Genomic DNA, 25,285 nt, shown 5'->3' with positions numbered 1-25,285 from the left:
GCTGACCTCGATCAAGAGCGCTTTAACCTGCGGACTGACGAAGACTTGAGGGAGCGCACCGTTTTAATTGTTGTATTAAGTCATATAAATGGTGAATATTTAAACTTACTTTAGCACGCGTGCAGGCCACGTAAAGTAATCTTAGCTCTTCATCTGTAATTTTATGTTCTAGCCCATTTATTTTAAATTGGTAATCATCTTCGATATGCACCCGATTCCATTCCAGACCTTTGGCTTTATGCGCGGTTGAAATCACATAATCTGCGTGTTCAATCGGGGTGATTTTCGCCAGTGCTTTTTTCAGAGGATCGGTACCATGATCATCAACTAGTTTGACCAAGGGTTTGATGTCACTACCATCATTGGTTTCACAATATTCATGGACATCATGCCAAGAGTTAAACCAAGCCAGTTCTGGCACATCGGTAATGCGTTTGCCTTGTTTGAGTAAACTGGCGGCATCGACAAAGCGGCTGAGTTTTTGGTGATCGGCTTGCAGACTGACCTTATCGCCATGCACTAAACCAGAGAGCAGTAACTCCATCGCACGTGCATTGGTTCGACACAGAATCGCATCGCGCATTTTGGTATGCGGTTTATTGACCACGCTGGATTTTTGGTTTGGATTACCGAGTAGGGGCACAGTTTCATTCAGTGCACCGAGTAAACTGTTGGCAACATCGGCAATCGCTTCACCAAAACGGAAAGAGGTAGTTAAGCGACTTTCAGGCAGTGGCATTTGCTGCATGGCATTGATGGCACCACGCCATGCATAAATTTGCTGATGTGCGTCACCGACATAAATCACTTGGGTGCTTTTTTGACGCAGTAAAATACCCAGCATCAATGGATCGGCATCTTGTGCTTCATCAAACAGTACATAGTCGGCAGGGATATTCGGTTCAGATAAGGCCCAAAGTTTAAGGTAAATATCATGGCCGATACCCGCTTGATGATTCGGATCAATCGACTCTAGCCAACGTCGTTCTACCGCAGGGTAGAGATGTTGTTGTAAGGATTCAATATCGTCTAGATGCAACCAACTGGGTGCCTGAATATGACGAGGGGCTGGGTATTGTGAACTGGTTGAACAGAAATAGCTGACCGCATTGGCAACTAGGCTGGCCAAGCGACTAGGCATCAACACATATTTTTCATAACGCCCGCCCATGAGACGACGGAGTGTAATCGGTTCTAGTCGATATTCTTTGGCAATAAAGCTGGGGCTAAGACGCGGTAAACGTAATTTATCGGTTACGCCACGTGGTGCACTGCGAAAAGCGAGTGAGTGAAAGGTACGACAGTTCACATTGCCATGAAACTTGTTCTGAGCTTCAGCAGCAATCGCTTTGTTAAATGCCAAGTACATACCCCGCCGTTCTGGCATGGCATCACTGATCATTTGCAAGGTTGTGGTTTTACCTGTGCCAGCATAGGCAATCACTTTAAAGGATTGACCGAGACGAGCATTGTCTATGGCAATGGCTTGCTCATAGGTGGCTTTGGGTTTCTCTATATTTGACACAGGCTCTGATTACGCTTCTTGACTACGGTTGGCTTTTTCAACTAAACCCGATAAACCTTGGCGACGAGCTAGCTCATCCAGCACCACTTGCGGGTCAAGATCGAAATAACCCAACATTACAATGCTGTGGAACCATAGATCAGCCACTTCATAAATCAGGTCGTGTTTATTTTCCAGTGAAGCAAGCACGGCATAATCTTTCGCAGCGATGATAGTTTCGACACTTTCTTCGCCGACTTTTTCTAAAATTTTATTGATGCCTTTTTTATATAGGCTGGCAATATAAGAGCTATCCGCTTCCGCAGTCTTACGCTGTTGCATTAAACGACCTAAATAGCCCAACACATCCACTTGCTCTGTTTGGCCATGATCGTGTGCTTCAACTTTGGCAGATGCACCATAAATAGCGGTTGGATCTTTCAGTTGGGCATCAACAATTTCCCAACCTTGTGGAGTGAGTTTGCGGTAGAAGCAAGACTCGCGCCCCGTATGGCAGGCAATGCCACCATGTTGTTCAATCTGCAAAATAATCACGTCTGCATCGCAATCGAGACGAATTTCGTGCACAGTTTGAAAATGCCCTGACTCTTCGCCTTTATGCCAGAGTTTTTGACGCGAGCGTGAGTAATATACGGCCTGATTTTTTTCAGCCGTCAGTTGTAAAGCCTCACGATTCATCCACGCAACCATTAACACTCGACCAGTTTGATGATGTTGTGCAATGGCAGGAACAAGACCATTGGAATCAAATTTAACTTCATCTAACCAGTTTGACATGAGTGAAAATCCATTGAGTGGAAAGCCGTTAGTGTAGCGTTTGTGACATGGGTTGGCTATGCTTGTTGGGTAAAAACATTTAACAACGCGGACGAATATAGGTATTCATCAGCTGATTTTGTTCTTGTTTTAAAGAGGCTAAAGAGAGTGCAAAAAGTAGAATTGTGCTGTAGGGATAGCTGGCCCAAAACCAAGCATTAATCAAGAAAACACACACTGCAACAAATAACCAAATTTTGAGTAATTGAAGCAAGTATTTTTGCCTGACGGTTGCCAATAAAAGAAATGGGATACAGTCGAATAAAATGACCCACCAAAAATGGGGTCCTGATATTAATTTTCCGACTGAAGATTTAGGATTGACCTGCCATTGAATGAGTTGATAGTGAAAATTTAGAAAACAAAACAGGTTAACTAGGCTAGGGAGTAAGAACCAGCATCCTTTTCGAATCGCCTTGCCTTTATTCTGTCGATACAAAGCCCATAGAAAACTAAATTTCATGTTTTAACCTTATTTTTATTGATGAATTTATATTTTTAAGTATCGAGATAGTTCGAAATTTCAATCAAGTTTTGATCGGGGTCCCGTAAATAGACCGATAAAATTTTACCCATTGCGCCTGTTCTTTCGATTGGACCTTCAACGATGTCAATGTTCTGCGTTTGAAGATGGGCAATAACCTGATCTAATGGGGTTTCGGCAATAAAACATAAATCTGCTGAACCCGCTGTTGGCTGTAGAGCTTTGGGTTCAAACTCTTTACCGACTTGATGCAGGTTAATTTTTTGAGTGCCAAATTGCAGCGCTTTACGGTTTTCAGCAAAAGTAATCACTTCAAAATTTAGGGCCGATTGATAAAACCGACAGGTGATTTCAATATCGGCGACAGTTAACACCAAATGATCTAAATGACGAATTTTCATATTTAACGTAGCTCTTTTTAATATTATTCATATTCAGGTAAAGATTTCGTTTTACTATCAAATGTATGATCTTTTTCAGCATATTGCGCCACCTGTTGATAATCAAGTTGTTGAAACAGACCTGTTTTTAGACCTGAAATAGTGATTGCCATTTCTTTACGGAAATAGGGAATTTGATACATCCATGGAAAGGTCAGGTCACGTATACCACCCGCCCACCAATGATTGGATTGATACAGTGGCGTGAGTAAACGACTGAGGAACTGATAGAACTGGGTCGAAGAACGACGCTGTTGATGATAATGTTGCCATAACATGGTCCAGTCAATCTGCTGGTTTTTTTGTGCGATTTGCACTGACTGTGAAAAGGCCCAAGCATCCAACAAGGCCATATTGGCCCCTTGTCCCAACTGTGGACTCATGGCATGAGCAGCATCACCGATGACCCCGATTCGTCCTTGTCCAAACTGAGACATCACCACATCCCGATATTGCGCAGATAACCATTGTGGTTGATGTTGTTGATTCGACAACAATTGTTTGAGCCATTCTGCCACATCAGGCCAGCGATCTGACACTTGCTTTAACCATTGCTGTGTTGCTGATTCATCTTTTAAGAATGATTGTAGTTGTGAGCTTGGTAAGCTCCAGAACACACTCGACAGCCGTTGCTGAGGTGCTGTCGGTATAGCACCCGTAGGCAACACGCCCATCATGATTTTGGAACGATCATAAAACTGATGCAAAATTTCAGGATCGAGTGTTGGACATTCAGGCACAATACTCCATGCCGCACCCCATGGATAAGCCTGATCGACTTTCACCCATGCCTGAGGGCGGAGTTGACTGCGCGCACCATTGGCAATCAAAACGGCATCGAAACTTGCATCAAACTTGTGTTGTTGATCAGTACCAAAGAGCCGAACTTCATTTTGCTGTTCTTGAATGCGTTCAATACTATGACCCATCCGCCATGTCACTTGATTGGCATATTCAGCCAGTTTGTGGGTCAGCACATGACATAAGGTGGCTCGATGAATACCGAGGCCATAGAGATTGCTGCCTGCTTGATGATAGTGACTATTCACCAGTAGACATTTATTGGGAAGTTGACCTTCTAATCCTGTGACTTTGGCACCCAACTTTAAAGCATGTTCAAGTACACCGAGATGTTCAAATACGGCTAAGCCGGCAGGCTGTAACAACAGACCTGCACCGACAGGGGAGAGTTGATCTGCTTGTTCAAAAATAGTGACACGCTTGCCTGCACGTGCAAGCAGGATTGCAGTTGCTAATCCTGCTGTGCCAGCGCCAACAATGGCGAAATGAGGTGTTTTCATTCTTTGTTCTTTTAAGGCGTTTATAAGATCAGTCAGCTTTGATCTTAACTGATCTCAGGGATTTTTTTAAATGAAATTTATCCTGCGATAAGGCCCATGATAATCCAACGCAGATCGGATTATTTCAATTCATCTTTACCCGTGGTCATCTTGATCAAGGTACGATCTTTTTTAACATAGTGATGATAAAGTGCCGCACCTGCATGCCCTAAAATCAGGATCCAGATCAGCCATTTTCCAAGAATCTGCTTATGAATGAAATCAATCGGTTTCTCGAACTGTTCAAAACTTAGGCCCATCCCTTGTGCCACCCAGCTCTGGAACAGGGCAGTATGTTCAAATTTTGGAATTTCAAACAAGAACAAAAACTCAGTATTGACGCCTGTGCCTAAGTAGCCTGTGAGCGGGGCAATGATCATGATGGCATACAGGGCAAAATGTCCTGCATGTGCCGCAAAGTTTGCTAAGGGGCTGGCAGGTTCTAATCGCGGCTGTGGATTGCTCAAACGCCAGATAATGCGCAGGCTAATCATCACGGCAATGCTAATCCCGACGGAAAGATGAAGTTGTAAAGCTGTCCAGTTCTCAGGTGTGCCTTTTTCGGTAAACCATTGGCGATAATAAACGCTGCAATAGGCGAGTAGAAAAAGTAAGGCGGTTGTCCAATGTAGCCATTTTGCAATCGAGCCATAGTTATGGATGCTATTTTTTAAACTCACGCTTCTCTTCCTTTAAAATCTGTGTTGATGCACCTTAATATCGAGCCGATGATCGTCTATCTATGTAAGGATGAAAAGTCTTTGTGGAAAGATGGCCTGATGTAGAGGTAAGTCTTGCCTAAAATGTATGTGTTGGTTGAGATTCCAGAATGTGTCTGAGTATTTAAAGTTAAAATTTTCAGTTGCATAAAAGCAAAGGCCGTATCGATGGATACGGCCTTTGCTGTGTGTAGGGGCTTATTTGGCGATACGCCATAGTGCAATCAAGCTACTCAGCACAATCAGAATCACGGAGATAAACCATGGGCTAATAATCGCAATGGTCAACAAAATCAGCATCGTGCTACCAAACATCCAGCTACGACGCTGTTGTTGTTGCATTTGCAAACGCATTTGTTGAATTTCACGCAGTTGTTTGTCATGCCATGCTGACTGATTTTTTAAGCCATTTAAGCTATCAATCAATAGGCTTGGAATATCTTGAGCACCAAGTAATAAGTCAGGAATTTGTTGTCCCAGTTCTTTGACATTCTTGACTGGGTTCATATTGGCTTTGACCCATTCAGTTAGAATCGGTTTCGCCAGTTTCCAAATGTCCAATTGCGGATAAAGATCGGTACCGAGGCCTTCCACATGCACCAGTGTTTTGAGTAACAACATGAGTTGCGGTGGAATTTCCAAATGGAAACGACGGGCAATATCCATCACTTGAATCAAAATTCCTGCGAAATCAAGTTGATCCATTGGTTTGGAAACCATCGGGCCAACGGTACGGCGCATTTCACGGGATAGAGCATCTTGATCTGTGCCCGGTGGAATCCAGCCGGCTTGATGTACAATCTGAATCAATTGCATAAAGTTGCTGTTCATTACAGCAAGCAGCATACGTGCAACTGTCATTTGGTCATGCTTAGACAACTCACCCATGATGGCGCAGTCCAAGGCAATAAAGCGTGGATTGCTTGGATTAATGGTCTCGACAAAGACATTGCCTGGATGCATATCGGCATGGAAGAAGTTGTCACGGAACACTTGGGTGAAGAAGATGGTTAAACCCTTTTCAGCCAGATCCGCACGATCCATACCTAAACGATCAAAAGTGGCCGTATCAGAAATAGGGACCCCAGTAATACGCTCAGCCACCATCACATCTTTACTGTCCATATAGACTTCAGGCACATACATCATGCTTGAACCCGTAAAGTAGTGGCGCATACGGCGGGTATTATCCGCTTCTAGGCTGAGATCAAGTTCATTTAAAATGATTTGACGATAGTCTTGAATAATTTCAGTCAGATGCAGCGCACGCGCTGCTTCTAAACGATTCTCTAGCCAATCCCCTAGCCACGCCAAGATTTCAAAATCTTGCAAAATTTGACTGCGAATATCGGGACGAGTGACTTTTACCACCACTTCACGGCCATCATGTAAAGCGGCGGTATGTACTTGGGCAATTGAAGCCGCGGCAAGTGGTTGCTCATCAAAACGAGAAAATAGGGTTGCTACATCTGCTTTTAATGATTCCTGAATGCGCTGTTTTGCAAGTTGGGTGTCATAGGGTTTGACGCGATCTTGCAGTAACACCAGTTGTGTTAAGACTTCTGGTGGAATCAAGTCACGACGTGTAGACAGTAATTGTCCCAGCTTAATCGCTAACGGTCCCATATCCTCTAAAGCTTCTTTCAGCTTTAGCGGATTTTTCTTCTCACGACTTGACCAAGCTGCAGGATGCATTTTAATGATATTCAATGCATGGCGTGCTTTTACTGGTAGTTCTTCCGCAGGGAACAAGGTGTCAAGGCGATAGTGTGCTGCAATACGCCAGAGTTCGAGTAACCGTGTAACATGCGGAATCATATAAAGTCTTACCTAGTCTTGTGTGGATTGTGCTGATGGGGCGAGTTGAGCCTGTAACTGTTGAAGCTTGGCTTCCAAACGGTCTACTTCTTGGTTGAGTTGACGCGTCTCTCGATTGAGGTCATCCATTTGCCAACGCGGGGCAAATAAACCGCTATCTTCTTTTAAGGCATCTTCAACAAAAAATAAATGGCTTTGTAGTGAACGTTTCAGTTGCGTTGGCGCAAGCTGAATTTTGCCAAGCTCATGTGCCAGCTGTGGACCAATCCAAGGCGATAAATGCGCTGCTAGATCAGGCTCAGCTTGTTGCATAATTCTTTGAATATCTTGCAATAAATGATAGTCACCTTGCAGTGGGATATTACCGATCTGATCCATATCACTGAGCAATAATTTAACCAGCTCAACGCCATTTTCAACATGGAGTGTTGCGGTTGCATCCGTGATTTTAGTTTGGGAATCAAATGGGCGCTGTTCAAAGAGAGAAGCGCTTTGACTTTGTCCAGTCACGGTTGGTTCGAGACGAACTCTATTTTCATCAAAAAACACATCAACTGAGAGTTGTGGGCTGTCGATCACAACACGTAATAATTGACCCTGTAATTGATTGAGCTGAATGCGAGTAATCGCATCCAAATCAATCACATGATGAATGATACGTTCGACTGCACCGAGTGCTAAAATCGACCACATATCTTAAGCCTTAAAGTTTGAATCCACGGTGAACGGCCACAATACCACCGGTTAAGTTGTGGTAATCACAGCTTTGGAAGCCCGCATTTTCCATCATGCCTTTGAGGGTACGTTGGTCTGGATGCATACGAATCGATTCAGCAAGATATTTATAGCTTTCCGAATCATTGGCAACCAATTTACCCATGATCGGCAATGCCGTGAATGAATAAAGGTCATATAGTTTTGAGAATGGCTCAAATACTGGCTTAGAAAATTCAAGAATCAATAAGCGGCCGCCTGGCTTAAGCACACGATACATCGCTTGGAGCGCCGCATCTTTATCGGTCACGTTACGCAGACCAAAACTGATGGTGACTAAGTCAAAACTATTATCGGCAAATGGTTCTAAGGTTTCAGCATTGGCCAACACGAAATCGACATTGGTGCAGCCTGCATCAATCAGACGATCACGACCGACATTCAACATAGATTCGTTGATGTCTGAAAGAACCACATATCCTTGAGGACCGACTTCACGGCTAAATACTTTAGCAAGGTCACCTGTACCACCTGCAATATCAAGTACATGTTGACCACGACGAACGCCTGACATATTGATCGCAAAACGTTTCCAGAGACGGTGAATACCAAATGACATCAAGTCATTCATGATGTCGTATTTGCTGGCAACCGAGTGGAACACTTCTGCAACTTTCTGTGCTTTATCATCACTGCTGACGGTTTGATAGCCGAAGTGAGTGGTTTCACCGACGTTACCTGTATTGGCACCACGAGGCAGGTTGTATTTTGGAATCGCGCCTGTTGGAGCAGAAGCGTGGCCCTGTTGTAATGATTGTTGTTGACCTTGAGGCGCGCCTTGCGGAAGCGGTGAGCTAAGGAAAGGGCTGACTTTGTCTGAACTTGGGTTTTGCTCAACGTCTGGGGTAGGCTGTTGGTTTTCGTTAGACATAGTTTTCTCCTAAACTTTCGCTCTAGCGGCACGAATCAGCAAGCATGATGACAGATTTTGTATTTTTTAACAGGCTTTCGCCTGCAATTGTTATGAATAATATACAGAAAGTCACTTTCTCAAAAGTGTTTTTAATCGATGTGCTGAATTGCAAAAATATATAGCCCTGAGTGGCTTGAAAGTCACTCAGGAATTTACAGTTGTCTTAGTTGCGGAAAGGATCGGGATGGCCAGCATGGACCTTTTCAATAATTTCCCGCTCTTTTTCGGTAAAGGTTTGAATAAAGGTAGCCGCAGATTTCATTGGCTTCATTGCCGCAAAGCCTTCTTGAATAAATTGATACATTTGTTCGAATTGATATTTATGTGCAATCCCTTTACACATTTTAAAAGCAGCAAACATCATGGTAGAACGCATATATTTGTCGAGCGTTAGGCCTAACTCATCTAGCAGTTGTAGCTGTTCATAACGTGCATCGCCTTGATCAAGCTTGATCAGGGTTTGACGCATAATCTCATCGGTTAGCGGTGTTTCGAGCGGATAGTCTTCTAGCAGTTGAATCGCGACCTGTTCATCCAATTGAGTGGCCAAGACTGCTAGGCTGACGGATTTTGTTCCTGTCTTAATCGCATTTTCTGGAAGCAGACTTTCCGCTTTGTGCGCATATTTCAGCAGACGTTCAATTTGTTGTGCCATCGCATCAAAATCTGGGCCACCATATAAGCGATTTAAGAAATATGCGGCCATCAGCTGATTGTTAGGTTGCGCAAAAAACTCAGCATGGGTTTGTGCAATACGTTGTTTCATCCATGCTTGTACTTCATGCAAGCGCTGTGCAATCGCTGGATTCTGATGGTAACTCAAAGTTTGATATTGTAATAAAAGCTGATCAAAGGCCGCGAGTTTTGACATGTTCGAACTCAAAGAAAAATAAAATCATAAAAGCATAGGCTGCATCATAACGGAGAACCATGACAGCATAAACTCTAAATGGATAATAATTGGTCACTATGACTGTATCGCTCAAGCGATCTACAGAAATTGTACACGGGTTTTTCTGCGATGAAAGCAGTTTTGACTATACTGATTTTAATATAAAGAATGAGCCACTTAGAGCAGCAAATGAGTAAACAACAACCCATATTTGAATTACGAGATGAAAATGAGCTTTCATTAGAACTGATTGAAGCACAATATGCATTAAAACAAAGTCGCGATAAGAAAAACGCCAAAAGTGTATTGGTGCTGGTCAGTGGCATTGAACTGGCAGGCAAGGGCGAAGCGGTTAAACAGTTACGTGAGTGGTTAGACCCCCGTTATTTAAGGGTCAAGGCGGATGCTCCGCAACTGCTCTGCAATAATCAAACTTTCTGGCAGTCCTATACCCGTTTTATTCCTGCAGAAGGGCAAATTGTGGTGATGTTTGGCAACTGGTATAGCGATCTGTTAACCACCGCGATGCATGTGTCCAAACCTTTGGATGAAAACCTGTTTGATGCTTATGTGGAGCAGATGCGCGCATTTGAACATGATCTGCAAAATAACCATGTTCATATTGTTAAAGTCTGGTTTGATTTATCTTGGAAATCGTTGCAAAAGCGTTTGGATCAGATTGATGCCTCTGAGCAGCGTTGGCATAAGTTACATGGTTTAGATTGGCGAAATAAAAAACAGTACGATACCTTGCAAGGCTTGAGCCAACGTTTTACCGACGACTGGTATATTGTGGATGGCGAAGATGAAAAACACCGTGATCAATGTTTTGCACAATATCTATTACAGACATTGCAAGAGCTACCTGAGCATCAAACCAAAGTTACACAGAAATGGCAGCAGGCCAAAATACCTCAAGCGCTGCTTGAACCGGAGAAAGCCAGCCTAGAAAAGCAAGACTATAAGGATGAGTTAAGTAAGCTGACCAAGAAAGTGGCCGATACCTTACGCTACGATGAGCGTAAAGTGGTGATCGCCTTTGAAGGCATGGATGCGGCGGGTAAAGGTGGCGCGATTAAGCGCATCGTGAAAAAACTTGACCCAAGAGAGTATGAGATTCATACCATTGCAGCACCTGAGCGTTATGAATTACGCCGTCCTTATTTGTGGCGTTTCTGGAGCAAGCTGAATGATGGTGGCAAGATCACCATTTTTGATCGGACTTGGTATGGTCGAGTGCTGGTTGAGCGGATTGAAGGTTTTGCTTCAACGGTTGAATGGCAACGTGCGTATAGCGAAATCAATCGTTTTGAAGAAAATCTGATCGATAGCCAAACTGTGATTGTGAAAATTTGGTTGGCAATTAGCAAGGATGAACAAGCGCTACGTTTTAAAGCACGGGAACAAACGCCACATAAGCGTTTTAAGATTACTGAAGAAGATTGGCGTAACCGTGATAAATGGGATGATTATCTCAATGCTGCTGCGGATATGTTTAAACGAACAGATACCGATTATGCACCGTGGTATGTGATTGCAACGGATGATAAATATTCAGCACGAATTGAAGTCTTAAAAGCGATTTTAAAACAATTGAAGGCGGATTAATCAGCCTTCAATGGCTGGTCATATGTATTAAGTGTTATTTGCCAATTGTGGGGCTGTACTGCGCTGTTGGCGGAAAACAATTAAGGTGGCAACTAAACTGGTGATTGCAGCAAACATCAACCAAAAGGCAGGCATGCTCTTATTGCCTGATGTTTGTACCAGATAAGTCGCAATCATTGGGGTCAGTCCACCAAAAATGGAGGTGGCAAAGCTATAGGCAACCGAGAATCCTGCAATTCGCACTGAACTTGGCATCATTTCGGCCAGCGAAACTACCAAAGCACCATTATAGAAGCTATAGAGCAGTGAGAACCACAATAACACCATCAACATATGGGATAGGCTAATGGTATGGGTCAGCCATGTGAGCAGTGGATAAGCACTGATAAAAATCAATACAGTCGTGGCGATCAATAGCGGTTTACGTCCAAATTTATCCGAGAGATGCCCACCAATCGGTAACAAAATAAAGTTGCTCAGCCCGACCAGAATGGTGGCAATTAAACTTTCGCTACGGCTTAAATTTAGAACCTCTTTGCCATAGGTTGGGGTATACACTGTAATGAAGTAAAACATGGTCGTGGTGGTGGCAACCATACACACGCCAGCCAATACAATTTTCCAGTTGGCCGCTAAGGTGCTCAGAATCTGTCGTGTGGTTGGATGTTCTTTGCGTGAGGCAAAGGCTTCTGTTTCAGCCAGTGATTTACGCAACCAGAAAATAAAGGGAATGATGGCACAGCCGATAAAAAATGGAATCCGCCATGCCCAAGCATCAACTTGAGCTTTGGTAAACACTACACTGACGATATAACCCAATACGGCTGCAAAAATGACGGCAACTTGCTGACTGGCCGATTGCCAACTGGTAATAAAACCACGGTTATGTGGCTCTGCAATTTCAGCTAAATAAACAGATACACCGCCCAGCTCAACTCCTGCGGAAAAGCCTTGGGCCAAACGACCCACGAAAATCAGCACGGTTGCGGCAAATCCAATACTGGCATAACTAGGCGTGAAGGCAATAATTAATGAACCGAAGGCCATGATGCTCAGGGTTATCATCAGACCACGACGACGACCGATGCGATCAACATAAGGCCCAAGTACCAAGGCACCGATTGGCCGCATCAGAAAACTGACAGCAAATACGAGGAAGGTTTTCATCAGTGCGGCATAGCTGCTGTCTGAATGGAAAAAGGTTTCACCTATGGCTTGTGCATAGAGTCCGAACAGAAAGAAGTCGTATTGTTCAAGGAAGTTCCCGCTGGTCACGTTAAAAATTGAACGGACCCGAGAAGGAGATTGGCTAGTTTGCACAACGACGCTCCATCATCTATTTATCATCGAGATGTGGAGATTAAAAATACAATCTTGATTGAAACTTAAAAAATTAAGTGAATATTAACGTATTTGTGTGGTTTTTTTATTGATCTGTTACATCACTGTAAACACCAACATCTTACAGTGATGTGCAGAGGTAGTCTAAATTGTATCAAGCCACAATGGTACTGCGACTTTTTTGCTGAATACGTTTGGCAAGGTTATAGCAATCTTGCACATGCGCTTCAGTGATTTTACGCATCATGAAATAACCAAGGCTGGCTGCGACAATTTGTCCGCCCAAGGGGATAAACTTGGTTACTTGCTTGGTGGCAATTTTCGTGAAAAAGCCATTAAAAGAGGCTTTCATTGCGGTACGTGCCACCACAAAACCCGAGAACTCAAAGCCACGTTTACGTAACTCGTCCCAATGAATTTTTTTGGTTTCAGGATCATAGACACTGATATGCTCAGGGGCGAGACCAAAACGTGCATTAATGTAGGGAATCACTTGTGTCAGCATACCCAAGTCCACTACAACATCAAAAAATGGAATTGGTACAATCGCTGCACCCGCTGACCAATAGGCTCGTTTTTTGGCGAGTTCCAGACACTCTTCACGGATCTGCTCCAAGTTTAAACTTGGATCAATCGAATCAGGAATTTTTTCAATTTTCATAAAGTTATACCTAAAGTCTATTCCTTGATAGTACATTCAATCGCATGCAATGGTGAATTTCAAAACAATTTATTTATTTCCTTGTGTGTTTAGCGTGACATAGTGATTTGAAGTTGTATAGTGATGAATATGTACGATTTTGTGCAACTAAATGATCGTTTTGTGATGAGGTTATATTAACGCATGGGGATTCATGTTATTCAAAGTCAACGCCTTGAAGTGTTATTACAAGGTGTGATGGCATCAATTACCCAACCGAGTACGACACCCTTTCAGGTGTTTAAAACCCAGCATTTTATTGTTCCCAGTCCTGCCCAAGAACAATGGCTCACACAAAAAATTGCTGAACAACAAGGCATGACCGCCAACTATCAATTTCATCAGCGCATTCGTGGTTTTCAGTGGTATGCCTACCAACAAGTATTAGACAATAAAGAACAAGTGCGTAAAGCCAATATTCCGCGTTTGATTTTAAAGTGGCGTATTCATCAAGCCTTACAGCCTTTTATTCAATCTGAACAGAATAGCCTTGCACAAGAGCACCCTTTATATTCGATTGTGCAACGGATTTATGCCAGTGCCGATCAGTTGCAGCAAGGCACGGAAAAACAACTTAAAAAACAAAGTATGTTGTATTGGGTGGCGGAACAGGTTTCACAACTGTTTAATAACTACATGATTTATCGCGGTCATTGTCAACGCGGCTGCCAAAGCAATTGTACTTGTGCGGGGAATTGGCTATCGACGTGGGGACAGAATAAAGCCTTAAATATCGAACAACTGATTGCGCATACGGATCAACAAACTTCAGCCTTTAGCTTACAGCAAACCGAACAGTTGGAAGCATGGCAGCGTTGGTTGTGGCAACACTATTTTCACGATGATTTTGTTGAAATACAAAGTATTGATGCTGATTTCTGGCAACTTTTAGACAATCAGCAGACACGATCCCGAGCTTTGGCACAACTACCGAATCAGGTGATTGTATTTACGATTCTAGATTTACCACCGAGCCAACTGCAATTTTTACGTCGTTTGGGACAGTATCTAGATGTGGTGATTCTGCACTATAACCCATCGCAGGAATATTGGGCCGACAGTGTTGATCCCCTCTGGAAAAAGCGTTATGACCTCGGCGTGAAAGAGCGTTATATTGCGAAACATCCCCATGCTAGTGATGCAGACATTGCTGCATTCTTTGACAGTTTTAGTTTGGGTTTTAATGCCTTAAATCGAGAATCTCGGCATCCCTTACTGACACGGTTAGGTAAGCAAGCGCGGGACCACTTTTCGCTGTTGTCACAACTGGCAACAGGAGAAGAGGGTAAATGGGTGGATGCTTTTGAGGATTATTTCCCTGAAACGTTACTCGGTAAAATTCAGTCGGACATTTTCTATTTGGCAGAACCTCAGCCCCAGCAATATGAACTTGCACCTGAGGATGAATCGATTCAGATCCATGTTTGCCACTCCAGTGTGCGACAACTCGAAGTCTTAAAAGAACAGTTACTGCATTGGCTGTCTCAAGCAGATAGCAATCCACGCCGTCCGAGTGATGTGTTGATTTTGACTCCGAACCTAGCTGAACTTGAGCCCTTGATTCGCAGTGTTTTTCCTGCGCTGGCCCATGAGCATGAGGTATTCTTACCTGTAAAAATTGCAGGGGTGGCGCAGCTAGATGCGTTAAATGCATGGCGTGCTGTACTTGGGCGCTTGCAATTGACACAGGGTCGTTTTACGCAGGATGACTTTGCCGATTGGCTCAATCTGTCTGCGACGCAACAACGTTATGGGCTGGATTATACGCAGGCACAACGGATTCTGAATTTACTCGACGATGCTGGCTTTAAACGTGGTTTGGATGCTGAGCATTTAAAACAAACGCTCAGTGATGATGATCAAGACTATCGTTATAGTTTTAAATTTGCTCTCGATCGTTTGGCGCTTGGGATTGCCGTGCCTGCCCATGTGATGGTGCAGGAGATGCTCAGTTATGCCTTGGTACAGCCAAGTGATTTTGAACTAATTGGGATTGTGATTCAGATCTATCGCGATTTAGCGCTACGACGTGATTGGTTGCTGGCACATGAACAAGGCCAACGTTTGCCAGTCGAGTTTTGGCTACAGCGAATCAAAGCGGATGTGCAGGAGTTTGAACAAGCTGATGTGGTGGCTTTGAAAGCAATTCGTGAAATTATTCAGAAACAAGAGCGGATGCTGACTTTGGCCAGCTACTACGAAGATGCTGAAACACAGTTGCGCCAAATTTCTTTGCCATTGCCTTATATCATCGAAGAAATTCAACGTGCTTTAGAAAGTCAGTCCGCACAAGTGGAGCCGACAGGACAAATTACCTTTAGTCAGATTGGACAGATTCGCCCGATTCCTTATCGGCTGATTGTGTTGTTGAACTTGGATACAGGCAAATTTCCAAATCGGGACAGTCATATTCCGTTTGATTTGATGGATGCACTGCGTCAGCAATTGGGTGATCGTTCTCGTTTGGAAGACGATCAAGGCGCATTTTTAGATGCCGTGTTGTTGGCACAAGAACAGGTTTGGCTGTTTTATAATGGCTTTGATCTCAATGATGGCGAAGTCAGAGAGCCATCCAGTGTGTTGCAGGGCTTCCGTGATCATTTGGCTTTGATTGTCAAACCAGCGCCCTCTAAATCTCTCCTAGAAGGGGAGACTTCATTTGAAGACAGTCTTCCTTTATCCGAAGCGGACTTGGCTGGATTGGAGGCATTACAAGTCCCTACGCAGCTTTATCCTTTGTATCATTTACATCGTCTACAACCGTTCGATCCACTCGGCTTTGTTTCGGATCGACCTGTACGCTTTCAAGACCAATGGTTTAAGGTCGCGTCACAGATTCAGCAAGTCAAAGGTGAGCGGCAGGCGTGGGCCAATACTGCCTATCCCGTTGAACAAAATGAAATGATTATTTTGGAGAGTCAGCAATGGATTCAGGATGTTACTTTCCCTGCGCGGCTGTATTTAAAGACCTTAGGTGTGGAAAATTTAACTGCACAAACATTGCTTGATCAAGCTGAACCATTATTACTCGATGGTCTCGGTAAATATGCCATTCGGCATTTTTTACAGCAGCAGGATGAGCAGCTTTCTCCAAGTCTGTTGCAAGATCAGCTGCCCGTTGGCAAAGTTCAGCACAGTGCTTGGCAGCAAAGTCGCTTAGAGCAGCAACGCTTGTTGGAGCGCTTGCAGCAATATGCCCCAGCACCGACTGAAACCACGCAACGGGTTTGGCGCGTCTCGAAACAATTACAAATCGCCTGTGTGACCCCGAAACAACTGAGCCAAGATTGGGTCAGTTTGGATGCTTCCAGTGCACGTGCCAAGCGCTTTGCCAAAGTCTGGCTGGAATATCTGCTTTGGCTGGCGCTAATCAAGAGTGACACTGCCACAGCGAAGCGCCGAATTGTGGTGTTTAGCGACCAGACGGTGATTTGTGAAGGCTTAAGTTCACAACAGGCACAGCATTATTTAAATGCATGGTTAAAGCTTTGGCGCGATGCACAGCAGCAGCCTGTGGTCTTGCCTGCTGCCTTAGTGTTAAAGCCTTTGGAAAAAGGCAAACAATATGAGTGGATTGAGCTGGATTCAACTCAGGTTTTAACTGAAGAGAGTCAAAAGCAAGTATTGAAGGACTGGAATGATACGGGGGATTTCTCGGGTTTTGATATGACTCAGAATGAAGCCTGTAAATTGCACCGCGATTGGCAGTTCATTCTGCAAGAGCAAGATGCAACCGCTTTATTGCAATATGCCTGTGATCATTATTCCTATGTGTTGTATCAACCGATTTTTGAATTTTTACGGGTGGCGTAAGACATGAACTCAAAGTATCCAGTGTCTTATCAGCCGATTGGCGATATTCAATTTGAAGGCTTGCATCTGATTGAAGCCTCAGCGGGGACAGGTAAAACCTATACGCTATCCAGTTTGATGGTACGGATTTTTTTAGAAAAATATCTGCCCAATCAGGTGATTGCCACCACCTTTACCCGTGCTGCAGCCGCAGAACTTAAAACGCGTATCCGTCTACGTCTGGTTGAAATACTGGCGTACTTAGAACCTTTGCGCGATGTATTGGAACAAGATATTCAAGCACAGGCAGTACAGGAGGCTGATCCGTTAAAACAACAGGTCTTACAAAACTTTGCACCGCGGATTGCCTATGCCTGTGAACGGCTCAAATTGGTCATCGATCAATTGGATGAATTGTTTGTTGGAACCTTGGACAGTTTTAGCCAAAAGCTATTGCGTGAGTTTGCCTTTGAGAGTGGCAAAATCGAACGCGCTGAAATCACTGAAGATGCCAAAAGCTATACCCGTCAATTGATTCATGATGTGTTGCGGGAATGGATTCAGACCCAACCCCAGCAAGTGATCAATGCGCTGTATAGTGTGGGGGGGCTGAAAAGTGTCGATCATTTTGTTGGGATGGTCGAAAGTTCGCTGAATTTTAGTTCGGCACAATTTAAACTGCCTGCTATGCCTGAAATTGAGTTAGCTCAGTTGCAGCAGTGGCAACAGCAAGCACAGCAGATTGACTTGAGCAGCTTGGCGGAATACTTCCAGTTAGAGGGTGCCTATTATGGGCATATTAATGGTGCTTCTTTCCGCAATAACGCCTTTCATAAACTGTTTACAGCATCCTTGCCACCATTATTAACTGCACTCAACAGTCCTGAGAATATACAGATCTTTGATAGTTACTTTGCCGATGCCCGAGATGCGGTATTTAAGTTTTTAGACAAACTCGAAGCACAAAAAATTTTTAAGAAATGTCCTGCTGAAATTGCCGAAGGCTTCTATCAACATCCATGCGTGTTGCAACTGCAAAAGCTGTTTCAAGCTGTGCAGCAGACTCAGCAAGAATTTGAGCAATTACAGGTCTATTTAAAAGCCTATTTATGTATTGAAGTCAAAAAACGCCTACCGCAAGTGTTGCAACAAAAGGGCGAGACTACCTTTGCTCAACAAATCAAGACCTTGTCTGAAGCTTTAAAAGGCGAGCAAGGACAATCTTTCGCGGTATTTGTACAGTCACGCTACCCATTGATTCTGGTCGATGAGTTTCAGGATACCAACCAAGACCAAGATGATATGTTGGCCAGTATCTGGCGTCATCCACAGCGTTACCAAAAAGGTTGCATGATCATGGTCGGCGACCGTAAGCAGGCGATTTATGGTTTCCGTGGTGGAGATATGCTGACCTTCCTGAATGCCTATCAGGATATTATGGCCAAACAGGGGCGTGAGTATAAGTTGATTCATAACCACCGTTCGGTGAAAGAGCTGGTGGAAGTGGTGGATCTGCTGTTTCAGCGCCAGATCGATTTTGGTGAGCAGGTCAGCTATGACCCGATTCAAGCGGGTTCACGTCCACACCCCGCATTGATTGAAAATGCCCAACCCAATCTAATGCCTTTACGTTGGTTGCACTTGCAAGAAGGCAATGAACAGGCCACACAGGTGGCGTGGCAGATTCAGCACTTACTCAACCAAGCCTATTTAAAGCAATTGTACTTAGAGGGTGATGTTCCGACTGCGATTGATGAAGATGATATTGCCATTCTTTCACGTAGCCATCGCCAACTGGATGAAGTGCAATATGTATTGGAACGTATGGGGATTCGGGTCAACCGACCTTCGAAACGCAGTGTGTTTGATTCCAGCATTGCACAGGATGTGGGAGCCCTGCTCACGGCGTTGCTTCATCCTTATGATGAAGCCAAGCTCAAACGAGCTTTGCTCAGCCGTTTATTTGGCTTTGATCTTGCTCGATTATTGGCCTTAGAACAAAGTGCAGAAGGTTTGAGTACATATATTCAGCAGTTTGATGACATACGCGAAATGTGGCTGAATCAGGGCTTTTTATCGGCATGGCAGCGTTGCCTAAATCAGTTTGGTCTTTGGCAACAACTGGTGGCAACACAAAGTAAAGACAATGAACGTGCCGTGGTGAATCTACGCCACCTCACTGATCTCTTGAGCCAGCACAGTGAACATGTACAAGGGATGCAAAACCTGTATCACTGGTATTTAAAACAATTAAATTCACCAAGTGATCGTGATTGGGAGCTTGAACACAAGCTGTCCAGTGAAGCGGGCGTGCAACTGATGACCATTCATCAGTCCAAAGGCTTGGAGTTTAAAATCGTATTTTTACTGGGGGCGAATAAGGCCTTTGCTGAAGTGCAGAAAACACTGAATTTTTCTACCACTGAAATCCAGTTGCCCGAGACAGGTCAGACGCGTACTCAACGTGTCGTGGCTGTGGCGGATAAAAACTTTTTACAGCAGATTGAGCTGGATCAACATCAGCAACGTGCTTTAGCAGAACAAAACCGGTTGTGGTATGTGGCGCTGACACGTGCCAGCCATCGGGTCTATGCGGTGTTTGAACCAGAAAAAGGCGATAAAAATAAATTTTCAGGTTTAGCTTTTTGGAAGAATCAAGGCGATCACTTTCAACATCCCTATAGTACCGATGCTGCGCTGATCTTAGAGCGACCACAAGCCTTACAGATGCAGCAAAACCAACAACAAATTGCACTGTTGGCTCAAGCGTTGCCGACACAACGTTTTTATGCACGCGGAAAAACTAGCTTTAGTTATTTGGCACAGCATCTAAAGCATAAGGCCACTCGGGCGGATCGTTTGGCCAATATCGATACCAATTTTGAGCAAGCAGAAGATGAATTAAATTTTGCTGAAACGGAAAAAATCGCCACGGCTCAGCCAATCGCTTGGATTAAACAATATTTCCCGAAAGGGACTTTGGCTGGTAATTTCCTACATGAGATTTTTGAGCAGATTGATTTTCAGCAACCCCAAACCTGGGTAGAAGACATTCGCCGTCGTTTTAAAAATACCTATCAAGGCTTATGGTTAGAGCTGTTGCAACAGTATCAACTGCATTTTCCTGAACAAGAAAATAGCGAGCAGCAACTGTATCAATGGATTGCTGATTGGCTCAATGAAGTATTACACACGCCACTCAATCAGGGCTTTCAGTTAAAACAATTAGCTGCAGGACAATACTTGTCGGAATGTCCATTCTATCTGGCTTTATCGGATCGAGTGCTGGCGATGCAGCGTGTACAGCAGCTATTTGAGGAATATAGTATCGAAATGCCTGAGTTACTTGAGGCGAAATCTGCTCGCTATCTCAATGGTTCGATTGACTTGGTTTATTTTGATGGTCAACGCTACCATATTGCCGATTATAAGAGTAATTATCTAGGGGCAGAGCAACTGGATTATCAGCCTGCTCAGATTGCAGAAAGTATGTCGCTGTCAAGTTATTGGCTGCAAGCGGCATTGTATCTGGTGGCATTGCATCGTTATCTGTCAGTCAAATTGCAGGATTATGAGATGCAGCAGCATTTGGGTGGTGCATCTTATCTGTATTTACGCGGCATGAATGGGCAGGCGCAGCAAGGCTGTTTCTACTGGAAGCCTGAGGATGAGTTTATCTTACGTCTGGATGCAATACTTGGATATTTTTCTGAGGATAAAGCTGGAAAAATGGTGTAGATAAAGTGTGTGATTTTAAATTAAACAAAAGCTTAGCTTGTGAATAACTCTGTTTATAACCTTGTGGACAAGCGTGTGGGTAAGTTTGAGGATAACTCTGTGGACAAACAAGTTGATGATCAGTCAACGCAAATGACGTGGTTAAATATGTGGAGTGACTATCTCTCACAAGCACCATTTTCTCAATCTGCTCAAGCAGTTAGCGCTGCACAACTATTACAACAATTGGTTGAAGCCAGTTTACAAGGCGACAGTTGTATTGAGGTTGAGCCAAGTCAGATTGCGGCATTGGCGGATTTGGCTGTTTCCAGTGAAATCGCGAGCACGCAGGTTGCCCCATGTGTCTATGATCAGCAGGGCTTGGCATTATACCGATATTGGCATCTAGAGCAACGCCTTGCACAACAGATTTGTCGATTAAAGCGACAAACGATTCAGGTTGTTGATGCCGAACATTATCAAGACTTGCTCAGTGATGAACACCAGCAGACTGCATTGAAAATGGTGTTGCAACAAGGCCTGAGCATTATTACCGGCGGGCCAGGGACAGGGAAAACCTATACCTTGGCGCGTATTATTGCAGCCCTCAACCAAACCATTCCCGATATTCGTATTGCCATGGCCGCACCGACAGGCAAAGCCGCACAGCGTATGCAGGAAGCATTACAAAACTCTTTTAATGATCCAAAATTATTACAATCAGGGCTCGTCACTGATGAGTTACGCAATCAAACCACGCAGACCTTGCACCGTTTACTGGGCATGGGCAATCGACAAATACCACGCTTTCATCCCAAACAGCCTCTACCCTATGACGTGATTGTGGTGGATGAAGCCTCAATGCTGGATTTGAATTTGGCAACCCTGTTATTTGAAGCTGTCCCAGATCAATGTCGACTTATTTTGCTCGGTGATGCCAATCAATTGGCTTCGGTTGATGTCGGCTCGGTTTTGGCTGATTTACAGCAAGTCCAGGCATTGACTGAAAATCGTGTCCAGCTACAGACCAGCCGGCGTTTCTCTGGTGAGGCCAAGATTGGTCAATTCGCACGGTTTATTCAGGCACAGCAAGGTGTAAGTAATCCCGATTTAGTCTTATCAAAACTAGAGGCAGAAATTGTTCAGGCTGCACCTTTGCAAGCGATTTCCTTGAGCAAGGATATGCCAGACCTGATTCAGCTGGAATATTTACCCAAGCAACAGCAGGTTGATATTGAGCCTTATCAGCAGAAGCTCATGGCAGGATTTCAAGCCTATATTGAAGCTTTAAAACATTATATACAGGCAGATGAACCTACTGAGCACATCCAGAACGTGATTCAAGCCTTTGATGATTATCGAATCTTAACGGCAGTTCGACATGGGCCGTTGGGAATCGAGCAACTGAATCGTTATGCGGGGCATTGGCTCAATCAGCAACTCAAACAAATCGCTGTTGGAGATTGGTATATCGGACGTCCTGTAATGATGACCTATAATGACTATCAGCTTGGGATTTCTAATGGTGATATCGGGATCTGTTTTAAGCATCGCACCCAGTCACAGCAATTCGAAGTCTTTTTCCCGAGCTTAAATAAATGGATTGCAGCGCATCGACTGCCACGCAGTATGCAAACCGCCTTTGCTTTAACCATTCATAAATCACAAGGTTCGGAATTTACCCATACTGCGATTGTTTTAGATGCGCATGCCGAGAAGCTGTTGAGTCAGGAATTGATCTATACCGCAGTCACCCGTGCTAAAAAAGTGGTGAGTATTTTGGCTGACGCACCTGCATTACAGCAGGCCTTAACGATACGGACTGTTCGACGCAGTGGTTTAGTGCAAAAGATCAATTTGAACAGATTGTGAACTTATTCTTCAGAATTCACCATTTTGTAAGTAAAAGCTTACAAGGATTCGAGATATTGTCGCTAGAGCAAGCGCAAGGTTTTTGAGATTATGTACACACAAAGAGCCTAGCATGGAAAGCTAGGTAAATCGCAAAAATATAATAATAACGTCGTATGACAGCGAACTTACAGTGAAGTAAGTGATAAAAGAGGAAACTTACAGCCGCTAAGCCTTGTAGTTTTGGGAGAGACTACAGGGCTTTTTTATTTTTACCGCAAAATTCACTATAAAATCAACATAATCCATATCATATTTAGGGTTTTTGAAAATAGGTGAAAATTCACGTTTTAACAAATCTGCATTCTTTTACTTCATTTATATCTTCAAATAAAAGGAAGAAATAGAAATCTTCTTGTCTGACAATTTTTTGTTATTATTAAGTTAAATGTTATACAGACTTGTACGTTTTTTCTTACGCAGAGATAAGAGAAATGCTATTTCTCTCCACAATTGATTCTGACAGAATAGTCGGTATAGAGAAAGCGAATATGTGTTAAAAAATAATAAAGAAAAGGATGGGTGATGAGCATTCAGAGGGTTTGAATGGTGTAAGAAAAAAGAATAAAAAACAACAAAAAAGAACAATGATAAATCTAAGCGCAAAAGCCCAAGTTTAACTTGGGCTTTTTTGTGCGCGGACTTCTAGTGGCTGATGCTTAAACGAGATCAGCTTCAGTACGATCTGTTGCAAACAGCGAACGGCGTTGATTCTTCGCAATTTTCGGACAATTTGTGGAGATCTGGTACAGCGTTTTTACCAGTGCAGGCAAGTGCGTTCCCACCACGGATTTTCCAGTCGTCAATAGCGATACACTAATATCCCGCTCTGGATCAGCCCAACACAGAATATTAGAGAAGCCAATATGGCCAAAAGCCTGTCCGGTCATTGGACCAAATAGACCCACAGGGTTGCTGCCAAGCATTGGACCCAATGCATAACGCATCGGTGCCAATAAGGTTCGGTCTAAGCTAATCCCAGAAGTTGGCAGGGTGGAGCGGAATACCGTTTGAGGACTCATAATTTGTTTGCCCTGATACTCACCACCACTGAGCAGCATTTCAAAAAACCGCCCTGCCTGCTCAGCACTGGTATAGATATTGCCAGCGGGGCAAATGGTGTCCATAAAGCGGCTATCATTGGTGACATCCACTGCAAGCTGTAGACCGCCACCCAGTACATGATTGAGATAATGATCTGTGCCTAAACTTGGATGAATCCCCGTCGCATAGTTCAAGGCAACATCGGCACGATATTCAGGTTTTAAACCATAGTTGAAATAATCCAAGCCCATTGGTTTTTCAATATTTTCAGCCAAGAACTCACGAACGCTTTGCCCTGTTACCCGTTGCACAATTTCGCCCAGAATATAACCTGCGGTTACCGCATGGTAGGCAAGATGAGTTCCTGAAGGAGAAACCGGTTTGGCGGCACAGAGCAGTTTTAGAATATCATCTTGGTTAAATAGAAGTTCTGGTGTGACTTCAGTGTCGATACGTGGAATACCACCACGATGGGAGAGCAGATGGAAAATGGTCGCCCGACGTTTACCATTCACGCCATATTCAGGAATGTAATAACTAATCGGATCAAGTAAATTGAGCTCACCACGTTCATCCAGCAGATGAATCAACATCGCCGTGACCATTTTGGAGGCAGAGAACAGGCAGACAGGAGTATCTGGTGTCCCAATCTTGGCATCGGTGGCTAAGCCATCTGGAGAGTTACCTTGCGCATAACCGATACTTCGATTGAGAAGAATCTGCCCCTGACGACGTAGGCATAAGCTAATAAGTGGATAATTCCCCGTTTTATATAGATTTTCAACACTGTTCCATATCTTTTGAATCTGTCTTTCGGTCATGCCGCCTAATTCAGCCGAGACTTCATCTTTGCTGCGAATCACTTGATTTAGGTCATGCGGCACATAACAGGTATTGGTTGATAAAATTTTCACGATTCCCTCGCAATATTTTCGTTTTCTTTCTTCTCTGTCATAAATTGAAACCAGAATCAGGCTAGTGTGCCTATTTTGTACAGCGCTGTCAGCTGCCGAATTGCCAGCGGATATAAAACAATTTTGCAATATAGCGATAGATCACTTAAAATAAGCGCCTTGCTGTAGTGATGCACGGCAGTCGGTTGGTTTCAACTGATCATTATCATTTTATTTTTGTAAGCATCTCGGAGAAATCGAATGGCTTTAACTAACACTGATCGCGCAGAGATCATCGCTAAATTTGCTCGTGCTGAAAACGACACTGGTTCACCTGAAGTACAAGTTGCTTTATTGACTGCTCAAATCAATGATTTGCAAGGTCACTTTAAAGAACACAAACACGACCATCACAGCCGTCGTGGTTTGATCCGTATGGTTAACCAACGTCGTAAATTACTTGACTACTTAAACGGTAAAGATCACGGTCGTTATGTTGCTTTGATCGGCGCATTAGGTTTACGTCGTTAATTCGATTTTACTTTGTTTTCGCTATTT

At 43.8% G+C, this 25,285-nt stretch carries 18 protein-coding genes; 5 read left to right on the top strand and 13 right to left on the bottom strand.

Annotated features, from left to right (window positions below):
• Positions 1 to 22: 22 nt before the first annotated feature.
• The 10 genes from F957_RS05560 to F957_RS05605 all read right to left on the bottom strand — a co-directional run bounded on the left by F957_RS05560 (position 23) and on the right by F957_RS05605 (position 9,700).
• Positions 23 to 1,525, bottom strand: coding sequence for a UvrD-helicase domain-containing protein (locus tag F957_RS05560; RefSeq protein WP_016542337.1), 1,503 nt, complete (start codon positions 1,523 to 1,525; stop codon positions 23 to 25).
• Positions 1,526 to 1,534: 9 nt separating this feature from the next.
• The gene (hisIE, locus tag F957_RS05565; RefSeq protein ID WP_016542338.1) at positions 1,535 to 2,302 is read right to left on the bottom strand and encodes a bifunctional phosphoribosyl-AMP cyclohydrolase/phosphoribosyl-ATP diphosphatase HisIE; all 768 of its coding nucleotides are present in this window, start codon (positions 2,300 to 2,302) and stop codon (positions 1,535 to 1,537) included.
• A 79-nt stretch (positions 2,303 to 2,381) separates the two neighbouring features.
• Positions 2,382 to 2,804 (bottom strand): hypothetical protein, encoded by a 423-nt coding sequence (locus tag F957_RS05570; protein ID WP_016660489.1) that lies wholly within the window; start codon positions 2,802 to 2,804, stop codon positions 2,382 to 2,384.
• Between the two features lie 35 nt (positions 2,805 to 2,839).
• Positions 2,840 to 3,226: a VOC family protein gene (locus F957_RS05575; protein WP_016542340.1), complete on the bottom strand. Its 387-nt coding sequence runs from the start codon at positions 3,224 to 3,226 to the stop codon at positions 2,840 to 2,842.
• Positions 3,227 to 3,249: 23 nt separating this feature from the next.
• Positions 3,250 to 4,566 (bottom strand): FAD-dependent oxidoreductase, encoded by a 1,317-nt coding sequence (locus F957_RS05580; protein WP_016542341.1) that lies wholly within the window; start codon positions 4,564 to 4,566, stop codon positions 3,250 to 3,252.
• 119 nt (positions 4,567 to 4,685) lie between these two features.
• Complete coding sequence (locus tag F957_RS05585; protein ID WP_016542342.1) at positions 4,686 to 5,285, bottom strand: cytochrome b; 600 nt, start codon at positions 5,283 to 5,285, stop codon at positions 4,686 to 4,688.
• Between the two features lie 237 nt (positions 5,286 to 5,522).
• Positions 5,523 to 7,142 carry an ABC1 kinase family protein gene (locus tag F957_RS05590; RefSeq protein ID WP_016542343.1) on the bottom strand — a complete coding sequence of 540 codons (1,620 nt, stop codon included), beginning with the start codon at positions 7,140 to 7,142 and terminating at the stop codon, positions 5,523 to 5,525.
• A 12-nt stretch (positions 7,143 to 7,154) separates the two neighbouring features.
• Entirely contained in the window at positions 7,155 to 7,835 is a 681-nt protein-coding gene (locus tag F957_RS05595; RefSeq protein WP_016542344.1) for a ubiquinone biosynthesis accessory factor UbiJ, read from the bottom strand.
• A 10-nt stretch (positions 7,836 to 7,845) separates the two neighbouring features.
• On the bottom strand, positions 7,846 to 8,787 hold the full coding sequence (ubiE, locus tag F957_RS05600) for a bifunctional demethylmenaquinone methyltransferase/2-methoxy-6-polyprenyl-1,4-benzoquinol methylase UbiE (RefSeq protein WP_016542345.1): 942 nt from the start codon (positions 8,785 to 8,787) through the stop codon (positions 7,846 to 7,848).
• 205 nt (positions 8,788 to 8,992) lie between these two features.
• Complete coding sequence (locus F957_RS05605) at positions 8,993 to 9,700, bottom strand: FFLEELY motif protein (RefSeq protein ID WP_016542346.1); 708 nt, start codon at positions 9,698 to 9,700, stop codon at positions 8,993 to 8,995.
• Positions 9,701 to 9,910: 210 nt separating this feature from the next.
• On the opposite strand from F957_RS05605, the gene pap reads away from it, so the two are divergent.
• Positions 9,911 to 11,329: a polyphosphate:AMP phosphotransferase gene (gene pap, locus F957_RS05610; protein WP_016660488.1), complete on the top strand. Its 1,419-nt coding sequence runs from the start codon at positions 9,911 to 9,913 to the stop codon at positions 11,327 to 11,329.
• A 27-nt stretch (positions 11,330 to 11,356) separates the two neighbouring features.
• On the opposite strand, the gene tcuC is transcribed toward pap, so the two are convergent.
• On the bottom strand, positions 11,357 to 12,649 hold the full coding sequence (gene tcuC / locus F957_RS05615; RefSeq protein WP_016542349.1) for an MFS transporter: 1,293 nt from the start codon (positions 12,647 to 12,649) through the stop codon (positions 11,357 to 11,359).
• A gap of 175 nt (positions 12,650 to 12,824) precedes the next feature.
• Positions 12,825 to 13,331 (bottom strand): hypothetical protein, encoded by a 507-nt coding sequence (locus F957_RS05620; protein WP_016542350.1) that lies wholly within the window; start codon positions 13,329 to 13,331, stop codon positions 12,825 to 12,827.
• A gap of 183 nt (positions 13,332 to 13,514) precedes the next feature.
• Between F957_RS05620 and F957_RS05625 the strand changes: the two genes are divergently transcribed.
• The 3 genes from F957_RS05625 to recD all read left to right on the top strand — a co-directional run bounded on the left by F957_RS05625 (position 13,515) and on the right by recD (position 22,751).
• Positions 13,515 to 17,183 (top strand): exodeoxyribonuclease V subunit gamma, encoded by a 3,669-nt coding sequence (locus tag F957_RS05625; RefSeq protein ID WP_016542351.1) that lies wholly within the window; start codon positions 13,515 to 13,517, stop codon positions 17,181 to 17,183.
• 3 nt (positions 17,184 to 17,186) lie between these two features.
• Positions 17,187 to 20,900 (top strand): UvrD-helicase domain-containing protein, encoded by a 3,714-nt coding sequence (locus F957_RS05630; protein WP_016542352.1) that lies wholly within the window; start codon positions 17,187 to 17,189, stop codon positions 20,898 to 20,900.
• A 99-nt stretch (positions 20,901 to 20,999) separates the two neighbouring features.
• Positions 21,000 to 22,751, top strand: coding sequence for an exodeoxyribonuclease V subunit alpha (recD, locus tag F957_RS05635; protein ID WP_016542353.1), 1,752 nt, complete (start codon positions 21,000 to 21,002; stop codon positions 22,749 to 22,751).
• Positions 22,752 to 23,449: 698 nt separating this feature from the next.
• Here recD and F957_RS05640 read toward each other — a convergent pair.
• On the bottom strand, positions 23,450 to 24,748 hold the full coding sequence (locus F957_RS05640) for a serine hydrolase domain-containing protein (RefSeq protein WP_016542354.1): 1,299 nt from the start codon (positions 24,746 to 24,748) through the stop codon (positions 23,450 to 23,452).
• Between the two features lie 240 nt (positions 24,749 to 24,988).
• Between F957_RS05640 and rpsO the strand changes: the two genes are divergently transcribed.
• Positions 24,989 to 25,258 (top strand): 30S ribosomal protein S15, encoded by a 270-nt coding sequence (gene rpsO / locus F957_RS05645; protein WP_004656162.1) that lies wholly within the window; start codon positions 24,989 to 24,991, stop codon positions 25,256 to 25,258.
• Positions 25,259 to 25,285: the final 27 nt, after the last annotated feature.

This window comes from Acinetobacter gyllenbergii CIP 110306 = MTCC 11365, from assembly GCF_000413855.1.
GTDB classification, from domain to species: domain Bacteria; phylum Pseudomonadota; class Gammaproteobacteria; order Pseudomonadales; family Moraxellaceae; genus Acinetobacter; species Acinetobacter gyllenbergii.
The sequence above is the reverse complement of the archived record's forward strand: the minus strand, read 5'-3'. Positions and strand labels throughout refer to the sequence as shown.